9 protein-coding genes are annotated in these 11,778 nt (G+C 52.3%); 5 read left to right on the top strand and 4 right to left on the bottom strand.

Features of this window, described 5'->3' with window-relative positions; translation table 11 throughout:
* Positions 1-41: 41 nt before the first annotated feature.
* Complete coding sequence (locus CRO74_RS30215) at positions 42-776, bottom strand: HAD family hydrolase (protein WP_097131901.1); 735 nt, start codon at positions 774-776, stop codon at positions 42-44.
* A 510-nt stretch (positions 777-1,286) separates the two neighbouring features.
* Here CRO74_RS30215 and kduI point away from each other — a divergent pair.
* Complete coding sequence (kduI, locus tag CRO74_RS30210) at positions 1,287-2,171, top strand: 5-dehydro-4-deoxy-D-glucuronate isomerase (protein WP_097131899.1); 885 nt, start codon at positions 1,287-1,289, stop codon at positions 2,169-2,171.
* A 108-nt stretch (positions 2,172-2,279) separates the two neighbouring features.
* Complete coding sequence (locus tag CRO74_RS30205) at positions 2,280-3,044, top strand: SDR family oxidoreductase (protein WP_179830352.1); 765 nt, start codon at positions 2,280-2,282, stop codon at positions 3,042-3,044.
* A 107-nt stretch (positions 3,045-3,151) separates the two neighbouring features.
* On the opposite strand, the gene CRO74_RS30200 is transcribed toward CRO74_RS30205, so the two are convergent.
* On the bottom strand, positions 3,152-4,720 hold the full coding sequence (locus CRO74_RS30200) for a CehA/McbA family metallohydrolase (protein WP_245878032.1): 1,569 nt from the start codon (positions 4,718-4,720) through the stop codon (positions 3,152-3,154).
* 151 nt (positions 4,721-4,871) lie between these two features.
* On the opposite strand from CRO74_RS30200, the gene CRO74_RS30195 reads away from it, so the two are divergent.
* Positions 4,872-5,600: a pseudouridine synthase gene (locus CRO74_RS30195; protein WP_097131896.1), complete on the top strand. Its 729-nt coding sequence runs from the start codon at positions 4,872-4,874 to the stop codon at positions 5,598-5,600.
* Positions 5,601-5,677: 77 nt separating this feature from the next.
* Complete coding sequence (locus CRO74_RS30190; RefSeq protein WP_097131894.1) at positions 5,678-7,177, top strand: Gfo/Idh/MocA family protein; 1,500 nt, start codon at positions 5,678-5,680, stop codon at positions 7,175-7,177.
* Between the two features lie 93 nt (positions 7,178-7,270).
* Here the strand turns inward: CRO74_RS30190 and CRO74_RS30185 are convergent, their stop codons facing one another.
* Both CRO74_RS30185 and CRO74_RS30180 read right to left on the bottom strand, forming a co-directional pair.
* Positions 7,271-7,678 carry a hypothetical protein gene (locus tag CRO74_RS30185; RefSeq protein ID WP_097131893.1) on the bottom strand — a complete coding sequence of 136 codons (408 nt, stop codon included), beginning with the start codon at positions 7,676-7,678 and terminating at the stop codon, positions 7,271-7,273.
* 80 nt (positions 7,679-7,758) lie between these two features.
* The gene (locus CRO74_RS30180) at positions 7,759-8,898 is read right to left on the bottom strand and encodes an FG-GAP repeat domain-containing protein (protein WP_097131891.1); all 1,140 of its coding nucleotides are present in this window, start codon (positions 8,896-8,898) and stop codon (positions 7,759-7,761) included.
* 370 nt (positions 8,899-9,268) lie between these two features.
* Here CRO74_RS30180 and CRO74_RS30175 point away from each other — a divergent pair.
* The coding region (locus tag CRO74_RS30175; RefSeq protein WP_097131889.1) for a SusC/RagA family TonB-linked outer membrane protein at positions 9,269-11,778 on the top strand (2,510 nt) is incomplete at its 3' end.

The following is an 11,778-nucleotide window of genomic DNA, read 5'->3' as shown; positions in this document are numbered from 1 at the left end:
GGATTCGTTTCGAAGCCTAAACGGCTCACGAACGGCATAGATTAGGTAAGGGATAATTCATGCTTTTCCAGCAGAGCCGGTAATTCCCGGAGCGACCCCAGCAATAGATCGTGCGGGTGGGCTTCCAGTTGCTCGCGGGTGTGGGTACCATTGGTAAGTCCCAGATTCATGGCTACTCCCGCTGCCCGGCCCGAGAGCAAGTCAGACGGTGTGTCGCCGATATTCACAATAGCTTTCGGGTTTGTAACGCCCAGCAGTTTCATAGCCCGCTCGATCATTTGGGGGTACGGACGGCCGCGCTCTACTTCATCACTGGCAATGGACGCCTGTAGCAGACTATTTGTTGTGCCAACACGCTGGTCATTGAGTCCATCGAGCCAGCCAAGTTTTTCCAGAATAATATCGGTAACTACCCGATAAAAGCCCGTTGTGAGCGCAATGGCGATGCCCCGCTCGTGCAGGTAAGCGAAAGTCTCCAGACACCCTTCGGTGGGTGTTGCTCCCTGTGTGAGGTAATGATTTTCCAGAATTCGACGAAAAGCATCGTACGAACTATCCACCTTTGGCTGCACCTCTGGACTATCTTCGCCCAACTGCTCCTTCCAGAGGGTTTCAAATACGTATCGCTTGGACAGGCCCTGCATAGCCAGAATTCGCTCATCGGAGACCGATAAACCGGTTTCAAAGGCCGCTTCGGCGAAACATCGCTCTACCTCATGATGGTCGGTCACGGTAGTGCCCGCCATGTCAAATACCACTAATTCAATTGGTTGCATAGTTCAGAGAATGAGAGGGAAAAGTAAGCAAATCAACAGAAACTTTTGTTACTGTCAGCTTTCGCGGGGTTAAGAAATAAAGAAGTTCAACAAATTTGCTCAAGTACTTAACCTGAATTATAATCTATGTGCTAAATATAATTTTAAAAAGATAGCCCCGCCAACCCAATTGACAGGTACCATACAAGTAGAGAATCAGTGTCTTCAACGTGTTACAAAAAATTTAACCTTTTTAAGATTACCATTCTCTTACGCAAGCGTTACCGCAAACGTTTGCGGTAACGCTTGCGCGAAAAGCACTGTTTTTTATGGCTCAAAGGCGTATAAAATTGCATTAACCCTTTACATTCGTGTGTAATATGTAGTAAATGGGCAAAACAAATGATCTATTACTGCTAGTGCACCTGCTTGCGCCAAGATTAGTGATTTGTACTTTTCAACGTTAGACAGGACTTACGTCAACGATTTAAAACGACTAAATTTCCGTTGCCAACTGGCAATTTTACACCTATGCAAACTGAAATAACCCCTGAAGTGGATAGCCAAACCACCTCCCAAACAGTTTTTAAAAGTCGCTATGCTTCTTCGCCGGGCGAAGTAAAAGGTATGGATACCGCGCAACTCCGGCAAAACTTCCTGATTAATAACCTGTTCGTTCCCAATCAATTCCAGTGGGTATTGTCGTTTTTCGACCGGTATCTGACTGGTGGCATCATGCCGGTTGGTAGCCCCGTTACCCTCGACACGCCCGAACAACTCAAAGCAAACTACTTTCTGGAACGGCGCGAACTGGGCATTATTAACGTAGGGGGTGCCGGGACCGTGATCGCCGATGGCACATCGTATGACCTTGAGTACAAAGAAGCCCTCTACATTGGACAGGGAACGGAGGTGATTCAATTCGTTTCAACCGATGCCAACGCTCCGGCCAAATTCTACCTCAACTCGACGCCTGCCCACAAGAATTACCCGACCCGTAAAGTAGCCCGGACCGATGCGGAGGTGGTTACCTTAGGCAGCATGGAAACGGCGAATCATCGGGTGATCAACAAGCTACTGGTTAACAGCGTATTGCCAACCTGCCAGTTGCAGATGGGCATGACCGAGTTGAAAGCCGGAAGCGTCTGGAACACCATGCCTGCCCATACCCACGACCGGCGCATGGAAGTTTATTTCTATTTTGAAGTACCACAAGGCCAAAGCGTCTGTCATTTTATGGGCCAGCCGCAGGAAACCCGCCATATCTGGATGCAGAATGAGCAGGCCGTCATTTCGCCCAACTGGTCGATCCACTCGGGTGCCGGGACATCCAACTATACCTTTATCTGGGGTATGGCCGGTGAAAACCTCGACTATGGCGATATGGATTTCTGCGCGATAACTGATTTGAAATAAGGAATTGCGATACAAAGAAAATAGTCTTAACAGATGCTGTTTTGACGTTTTTTACCATCCTGACCGGTCCGCCGGTCGGGCTAACAAAAAATACACTACATGAGCACCATCCTCAATTCATTTTCATTAGCCGGGAAACTGGCATTAGTAACCGGCTGCAAACGTGGTATCGGCAAAGCCATGGCCGAAGCACTAGCCGAAGCCGGTGCCGACATTATTGGCGTTTCGGCCAATCTGGAACTGGACGGCAGTGCCGTTGCCGGGGCCGTTGAGGCACTGGGCCGGAAGTTCTACGCCTATCAGGCCGATTTTGGCAAGCGGGAGTCTCTCTATGCGTTTATTGAGCAGGTAAAGAAAGACCACCCAACCATCGACATTCTGGTCAATAACGCCGGAACCATCCTGCGCAAACCCGCAGCCGAACACCCGGACGAATATTGGGACGAAGTGATTGCGGTCAATCAGACGGCTCAGTTTATCCTCACCCGCGAAATCGGGAAGGAAATGGTTGCGCGGGGCAGCGGAAAAATCGTCTTCACCGCTTCGCTTTTGACCTTTCAGGGTGGCGTTACGGTACCGGGATATGCCGCCAGCAAAGGCGCGGTGGGCAGTCTGGTGAAAGCGTTTGCCAATGAGTGGGCCTCGAAAGGAGTTAACGTAAACGCCATTGCGCCCGGCTATATTTCGACGGACAACACCGAAGCCTTACGTAACGACCCTGTCCGCAGTAAATCAATTCTGGACCGGATTCCGGCCGCCCGCTGGGGTGAACCCGACGACTTCAAAGGGCCCGTCGTTTTCCTGGCGTCCGATGCCGCCAGCTACGTCCACGGCACCATCCTCACCGTCGACGGCGGCTGGATGGGAAGGTAAAGAATACGTACCCACGGACCGGGCCGCGTTCGGCTTTAGTCCGTGTTTTACTGTAGAATATACCAAAGCACGGACTAAAGCCGAACGCGGCCCGGTCCGTGGGTACGTTACTTTCCTCTCAAAACCCGAATCACCTCTCTTGTCTCGTCAATTCGGATTTTGAGGCCTTTCTTATAAAACCACGCCCGAAACTCCGGGTTGTCGCTGTGTGTGTCCAGCTCCTGTTCTAGTTCGAGCAGGTATTTCTCACTTTGCGTCAGATAGCTCCCGATGGTTTCGGGGTTATGGAACCCTCCCCCATCCACGCTTATGTAAACGGGGGAAGTGTGAGCGGCCTGTCGGTTCTCCCCATAGCAGCGGGCAGCCACCCACAGACCATGCGCTAGGGGTGGTAATTCGAGGCTGATTGTTAAATGATCCGCCGATTGTCCCGCTTCCTGTTTCGTCACGCGCCCTACCACTTTGCCGTGGATAACTAGTTCGAGAATATCGAGCGGGGTTTGCCCCGGATGCCCAAAGGCTTCGGCTTTTATCACCAGCTTTTCCCCTTTTGCCAGTGCCAGTTTATCGCCGGGAATTGCCTTGTTGACCTTCAGATCGAGGATTGGGCCGCTGGTTACGAAGGTACGGCCCGCAGCGACGGCCGCTTTCCAGGCCGAATAACTGAAAGGTTTGTTGAGGTAAGTGTAAAAACGGGCGTTGCCAATGCGGGCCGATTGCTCCGGCGGGCCGTGGTCATGATCGTGCCCGCACCAGGGAAAGTCAGAGCCTGCCGTAGCCGTGAGCGGGAAACCCAAATCCAGCATCCGGTAGTAATTTTCGGTATGCAGCGGCTGGTCTGACACGCAATACTGTAGCAGTTCGAGCATGTCGACTTTACCACGAAGTCCGTCGAGGGTCAGGCCCCGGTACCCATGAAAGGATTCGGCCTGATGCGCGTAGCCGGTCAGGCCGCCCCGTTTGTGTAGTTCATCGAAAACCTTATCGTAGTAATAGTACTCCTGCTTGTAGCGCACCGAACCCGTGGCCCCGAAGCCGAGCGCGTGGCCCAGTTCGGGCGTTCGGGGATCTTCCTGGCCGGGCGTGAGCAGGTAGTTGCCCTGCTGGTAATTGCCCGTCGAGCCGAAAGCATATTGCGGATAGTACGTCTCCCAGAAATCACCCATTTTCAGAAAAACGCCCACATTCACATCCTCCGCCTGAATCCAGTGCATCAACGATTGATTCTCGCCCGGTGACCGTCGGATGTGGATGTGGTCATCGGCCGAGTACCATCCCCGTGCGGCCATGTTTATCCAGCGCGTTAACGTGTACGTTTTTCGTACCGGCCCACCTGATTTAATGACCAGTATGTGTTGCTGGTCAATATATTCGTTGCCTTTCATTAGCGAAAGCTGGTAGGTGCCCGGCGGTAGTTGAAAGCTAAATTGACCCGCGACATAAAAAGAACTATCAGGCTGGTAAGCGTACCCATCGGCATGATCCCATAATCCATACGAAACCGCGACAGCTTCGTTCGGCAACACCTTTACGACTTTCCCCGACTGCGTCAGTCGCACCCGAACGGGGGTAGGCTTGCCGGTTTTGCCATCAAGCACCTCAATATGAAGTGAGGTGGACGGTTGTTTCTGGGCATAGGTATCGTTTAGCGGGAACAGGCAAATAACGCCAATCAAAAAGCAATAAATGCGAACAGTTAAACGTAGATGGCGAGAGGTATTGCGGTTCCTGTACACTGGACAGGGCCGCCATAAACGCCATAGATAAGCTAACCATATAAAGAGCATATAGAAGACGTTGTGTGTATTTTTGTGCTATTTGCGGGCGATGAATCAAGTGATAAATACAACTCAACCCCTCTCTATACTGTATCAGGATACGGATTTAGTGGCGATCAACAAACCGCACGGCCTGCTGGTTCACCGGTCCATGATTGCCAGCGACGCCAGCGAATTCGCCGTTCAGCTCCTCCGCGATCAGTTGGGGCAGCGGGTCTACCCCGTTCACCGACTCGACCGGAAAACGGCGGGCGTGCTCCTCTTCGCCCTCTCCGACTCCATGAACTCGATCATGCAGCAACAGTTTATGGATGGAGCCGTTCACAAAAGCTATCTGGCTATTGTTCGGGGCTACACCCCCGATGAGCTGACGATTGATTACCCCCTCCGCAAGGACGATGGCAACGGCGTGACGGGCGTTCTTCAGGAGGCTGTTACCCACCTTAAAACCCTTCAGCAAACGGAGGTGCCGTTACCCTTTGGCAAGCACACAACCTCCCGTTACTCGCTGGTGAAGTTAACACCCACTACCGGCCGGATGCACCAGTTGCGCAGGCACATGGCCCACATCCTCCACCCCATCATCGGCGACCGGCCGCATGGCTGCAACAAGCAGAACAAGCTATTCAAGGAGCATTTCGAGATGAACACCATGCTCCTCCATGCGCAGCAGCTAACGTTCACACACCCGGTTACCGAAGAACCGATTACGATAACGGCCCCGTTTCAGACGGAGTTTGGGCGGATGCTGGGGGCGTTGTTTGGGGATACGATTTAAAAACATCTTACCCCTAAAAGTAAAAAAAACCACCAGTCCCCTTTTGTGGATTCAATCCGATCAATATCTGTTTTCTTATGAATCAGTCAGATAAGTCAACGCCCCATGTGGATTCGTCCGATCAGACGAATGCCGGCACATCACGGCGTCAGTTCATGCAAACCGGAGCCCTGGCTGCGGCAGGTTTCTTCATTGTACCCCGCCATGTGCTGGGTGGTAAAGGTTTTATTGCTCCTAGCGACAAACTCAATATTGCCGGGGTTGGCTTTGGTGGTAAAGGGTTTAGCGATACCAATAATTCGTATAACAACGGCGCCAACAACATGGTGGCCCTGTGCGATGTTGACTGGGGCCTGGCCCGCGTGAAAGAGAACTTCACCAAGCACCCCAACGCTAAACGCTACAAAGATTTCCGGGAGATGCTGGATAAGGAAGGCAAAAACATTGATGCCGTAACGGTATCGACGGCCGACCATACCCACGCGGTGATCGCGATGGCCGCCATGCAGCGAGGCAAGCACGTATATGTGCAGAAACCCCTGACCCACAATATTTACGAAGCCCGGATGCTCACCGAAGCAGCCCGTAAATATAAGGTTGTGACCCAGATGGGTAACCAGGGCTCCTCGAACCCACAGCAGAAGCAAATGGTGGAATGGTTCGATAAAGGGCTGATTGGTAATGTTCATACCATTAACCTCTGGACGAACCGACCCGTTTGGCCACAGGGCATTCCAGTGCCACAGGCCGCTTCCGAAACCCCCGTCGATCTGGATTGGGATCTGTGGCTCGGACCTGCGCAGAAGGTAGGCTACACCCCCGCCTATCACCCCTTCAAATGGCGCGGCTGGTGGAACTTCGGTGCCGGTGCGCTGGGCGACATTGGTTGCCACATCATGGACGTACCTTTCCGCGTACTTGGACTGGGCTACCCAACTCAGGTTGAAACCAGCATCGGCCAGGTGTTCCTGAAAGACTGGACACCCGAGTACATTCCCGAAGGATGCCCACCTTCTTCGCACGTTGAACTGAAATTCCCGGCTTCCAGCAAAAACAAGTCGGCGGTAACGTTGGTCTGGGAAGATGGCGGTCTGCGTCCATTCCGTCCGGATATGCTGCCCGAAGGCGAAGCCATGCCAGAAAACGGCGAAAACGGCGTGCTCATGCATGGCGATAAAGGCCTGATGATCTGCGGCATGTATGGCGATAATCCAAGACTATACACCAAGAGCGGAGACAAACTGGTAGCAGCCCCCAAACCAACGGGCGGCCTACCCGAAAATGGTCACCAGGTACTGTGGACCGAAGCTTGTAAAGCAGGCTTCAACAGCAAAGAACACAAGGCGCTCACGTCTTCGTTCGACTTTGCCGGTCCGCTGACGGAGTCGGTGCTGATGGGTAACCTTGCTATTCGCAGTTACACCCTCCGGACGCCGAAAGCCGATGGTAAGGGCTTTGACTACCCTGGCCGCAAGCGCCTGCTGTGGGATGGCAAGAACATGAAGATCACGAACATGGACGAAGCCAATCAGTTCGTTAAGCGCGAATACCGTCAGGGTTGGTCCTTGACGGCGTAGATGTTAGTAACCAGTAAAGTGGGTGGAGTGAGTGAAGTAGGTAAAGCTGTTGTTTACCTACTTCACTCACTCCACCCACTTTACTTATTTCACCTACCTCACTCTCTTGACTAACAAAGACTGCGCCATTGTCCGTAAGCGACCGTTGGCTACATAGGCCCAGATGAGCAGCATGTACATCGAGAAATCCTGGTAGGATACCGGGAAAGCCATATTGTTAATGTAATACCGGGTAGCGGTAAAGTCGAGCGTGGGCGTAAACCCGATGAGGTTTTCATACCCTAACACAAGCGTTAGCCCCAGCGCATAGAACAGGTAGTTCGGCTTACGAAAAGCCCACAGAATTCCGGCCAGCGTTGTAGCGCCAAACCCTACGTAATGCTTCCAGGTAAGTGACAGGTCGGTTGTCGTTGCGAGATAAACCGAGTACACCTGAACGGTTGTCAGCACGGCCAGGATGAGTCCATAGCCGTAAAATTCTTTTAATTGAGCACGCTGCATAAATTAGATTGTTACGGAAAGAGATAAAGTACGAATGATAAAAATACGTAAAAACCTCTAACCATATAGACTAACAACAGTTATTTTTTTGCGTTGCCTTCATTAAAAAATACAAAAAGTCCGTCTTTACCCGCCACGACGATGTCGTTTCGGCCGGTTTTATGCAAATCAGCTACGGCAAAATAAATGCCGGTTCCTTTACCAACCCCTGCCGGTCCATAGGCTATCGTGTGCTTTACGAACTGCTTCTTTGATGGCTCCCATGTAAAATAGTAAAGACCAACGGGATCTTTTTCGCCGGGGTCATTGCCGTTATGTGCCCGAAACCGTTTGCCGGTGAGTAACTCGGGACGGCCATCACCCGTAATATCGACCCACTCCAGGCAGTGGTATTGGGAGTTTTTATCATCAATCAGATGCTTTGTCCAGCCGCGTTGCCCGGACGCGTCTCGCGTCTGTTCGTACCAATGCAGACCATAACTATGCCCCTGTCCCACAATCAGGTCGTTACGCTGATCGCCGTTCACATCGGCCACAATGATGGGTACACTGGCCGTACCAAGCGTAAATTCTTTGTGTATTGTCCAGGGACCGGCCTCCCGGTTGGCAGGTGCTTCGAGCCAGCCATCCGGTACGATCAGGTCGCCCCGGCCGTCGCCATTTATATCACCAAAGCCCAGTCCGTGTCCCTGGGTGGGCGCTACCGTAACCGTTTTGAATACGCCGGGGCTCACCAGCTTAATATACTTCAACGGATGATTGGGATTGTTCGGTACAATATCAATGGTGCCGTCGCCATCAACATCCCAGGCGCGGGTTGTCTCCACATTGCCCACTTTACCAATTTCATGCAGGGGCCAGACAGCATTTTTCTTTCCGGGATTTTCTACCCATCGAAGGGTTTGATCGAACCAGCCACCGGTCAGGAAATCCAGCCGACCATCGCCATTCACATCAAGGGGTATGGTCGAGAAGTCATCGTAATACTGGTCTTTCCGGGGTTCATTTCCGATCAGGTACCTGTTCCAGAAACCGGGTCCTTTATACCAGAAATCTCCCGACACAATGTCAAGGGTATCGTCATTATCTACATCAAACACACCCACTGATTCATAACTCTCAGCAGCGATAAACTGGCGGGTAAACCGTAAGCCGGGCTCGGGGGCCGTTGCACCAACAACAACTAGTAAGATAATCAGACTACTAATCAGACGAAACATAGACGATTTCATTTTCTTAATTAAAGGCTAAGGCTTTAAATCCCTACTAAAGCAACCATCGATTCATCTAACGTTTAGCAGTTACCCTGCCGACAATACACGTTCAGATTAAAGGATATACCTCAACTAATCAAAACCTACGTATAACAGAAAGTACTTAATACAACTGAAATAATCTTTTTTAACTACAGATTTCTACTAAGGATATTCTACTATCGCCAATCTTAGATCTAACCCACACTAATATTTACTTATTTTCTAGTATTCCATGAGTAGTTAGCCCTAACGTAATGGCTTATCCCATAATTAATACCCCAAAGTCCAACTTTGTCTACCCTTATTATCAATTATTTTCATTTAACATGCTCTTATGAAAAAACACTTACCTCCCCAAGGCCTGCTGGGCAGGCCATTTAGCGTAGTAATTACTCAATTATTACTGGCTTTACTCTGTATTAGTTTTACCTATGCCAAGAAACCACTCGGAGTGAAAGCGCCTACAGATCGCCCGTCCATGACAGCCGACCGTACCCTGAGCGGACGAGTGACTGACGAAAAAGATGAGGCCTTACCCGGTGTGAGTGTTATCCTGAAAGGAACCCAGCGCGGAACCGTTACCGATGCCGACGGCCGGTACAAAGTGGAGATTCCTACAGGTGGCGCAACGCTTGTGTTCTCGTTTGTTGGATACCTGCCGCAGGAAGTGCGCATTGCCAACCAGACATCAGTTGACATCAGTCTAAAAGCCGATAGCAAAGTGCTGGATGAGATTGTCGTCATCGGTTACGGTACTGCCAAGAAGTCTGACCTTACCGGCGCCGTCACCAGCGTCAAAGAAGCCCAACTCCAGGAACGACCCACATCCTCCCTCAACCAGGCCCTCTCGGGACGCATGCCCGGTGTGCAGGTCAACACCAACTCGGGACGGCCCGGCGGACGTACCACCGTCCGCATCCGTGGGTTCAGCTCCATCAACTCCTCCAACAACCCCCTCTATGTTGTGGATGGCGTGATGCTCCCCCAGGGTACCGGCGACCAGTTCAGTAACCCAATCGACTACATCAACCCCAACGACATCGTCAACGTCGAAGTCCTCAAGGATGCCTCCTCGACAGCCATCTACGGGGCTCGCGGTGCCAACGGCGTCATCCTGGTCTCCACCCGCAAGGGCAAGGCCGGTGAAAGCCGGGTCACCTACGACGGCCAGTTCTCCGTCAACACCATCGGACCCAACAAGCCAAAAGTGCTCAACGCCAAAGAGTACCTGGCCACCGAAGACCTGGCCTACGCCAACATGGCCAAGTATGATCCCGTCGGCTGGGCCGCCGGTAAGTGGTCGTATCTGGACCCTAAAGTGCGCCGGGCCGCTTTCAGTGCCGCCCGCCCTGGCGTGTTCGATGCTAATCTCAACCCCTTGTATGACACCGACTGGTTCAAAGAATCATCGCAGAACACACTCTCCCAGAACCACCAGTTGGGTTTCAGTGGTGGTAACGAACGCACCCAGTACTCACTCTCGCTTAACTACCGCGACGATCAGGGGCTGATCAAGACCTCCTACATGAAGCGTTACTCAGGCCGTTTCTCGATCGACGATCAGGTCAAGAGCTGGCTCAAGATTGGCGGTACGCTGAGCTATAACAATCAATCCGAAAACCTGGTGGACGTCAACGATGCGGTGGCCCGTCAGATCGTGGAAGACTTCCCATTCCTGCCCGTTACTTACCCGACTACCGGTGTCTTTGCCGAAAACCGGGATTACCCCTTTGCCGAAGGCACCATGAGCTCGGTTCACCGGCTGATGGATCGTCGCTACATCCAGAATACCCAGACCACGCTGGGTAGCCTGTTCACCAACATCACCTTAGGCAAAGGCCTGGAGATGCGCACGGTACTGGGTGCCAACATCCAGACCCAGGAGATCAACCAATCGCAGACTCGTACCCTCAACATTGGCGGCAACGGCAACGCATCCGCTAATAACAACAAGACCTCTTTCTGGTCGCTGGAGCACTATCTGACCTACAACAAGCAGTTTGGGCAGGATCACTCCTTTACCGGGCTGCTGGGTCTGTCGTGGCAGGAAACCAACACCTTTGGCATCGGGGCCAGTGTGAGCGGCTTTGCCACCGACTACTTTGGTTTCAACAACCTGGGCGCGGGAGCTACCAACCCTTCTGTTAGTTCGGGCGCGTCGCGGTTTGCCTTTAACTCGTATTTCGGCCGGATCAACTACGGCTACAAGAACAAGTACCTCTTCACGGCAACGGGCCGGGCCGATGGCTCCTCCAAGTTCGGAGAGAATTTCAAGTTTGCCTTCTTCCCCTCGGCGGCTCTGGCCTGGCGGGTATCGGAAGAGGACTTCCTGAAGGGCAACCCGGTCATCTCCAACCTGAAAGTTCGCGCCAGCTACGGTTTGACGGGTAACTCCGAGATTCCACCGTACCAGTCGCTATCGTTGCTCAGCTCGAACTATTCGACTATCTACAACGACGGACGGGTTGGCGGCACGGGCATTAGCCGTCTGGCTAACCCCGACCTGCGCTGGGAGAAAACCGCTCAGACCGATGTGGGTCTGGAAGTTAGTTTCCTCAAAGGCCGCATCACCCTGGAAGCCGACTACTACTACCGCCTGACGACCGACATGCTTCTGGATGCGCCCGTACCTCAGTCGAGCGGCTATGCTACCATCCGACGCAACGTGGGTTCGATGGAGAACAAAGGCTTCGAATTTGGCCTCAACACGATCAACATCAACCGCGGCACTTTCAGCTGGAACACGAACTTCAACATCTCGCTGAACCAAAACAAGGTTCTCTCGCTGGCCACCCCCTCCGACATCTTCAACGTGGGCGGACCTAACTTCACAAACCCCACCAA

This window comes from Spirosoma fluviale (assembly GCF_900230225.1).
Taxonomy (GTDB): Bacteria; Bacteroidota; Bacteroidia; order Cytophagales; family Spirosomataceae; genus Spirosoma; species Spirosoma fluviale.
Note: the sequence above shows the minus strand (reverse complement) of the source record. Positions and strands in the feature narration are given on the sequence as shown.

What these genes read in the sequence shown, in the direction of transcription:
- CRO74_RS30215 (WP_097131901.1), bottom strand. Translation starts at nt 776, where the DNA reads ATGCAACCAATTGAATTAGTGGTATTTGACATGGCGGGCACTACCGTG.
- kduI (WP_097131899.1), top strand. Translation starts at nt 1,287, where the DNA reads ATGCAAACTGAAATAACCCCTGAAGTGGATAGCCAAACCACCTCCCAA.
- CRO74_RS30195 (WP_097131896.1), top strand. Translation starts at nt 4,872, where the DNA reads ATGAATCAAGTGATAAATACAACTCAACCCCTCTCTATACTGTATCAG.
- CRO74_RS30190 (WP_097131894.1), top strand. Translation starts at nt 5,678, where the DNA reads ATGAATCAGTCAGATAAGTCAACGCCCCATGTGGATTCGTCCGATCAG.
- CRO74_RS30185 (WP_097131893.1), bottom strand. Translation starts at nt 7,678, where the DNA reads ATGCAGCGTGCTCAATTAAAAGAATTTTACGGCTATGGACTCATCCTG.
- CRO74_RS30180 (WP_097131891.1), bottom strand. Translation starts at nt 8,898, where the DNA reads ATGTTTCGTCTGATTAGTAGTCTGATTATCTTACTAGTTGTTGTTGGT.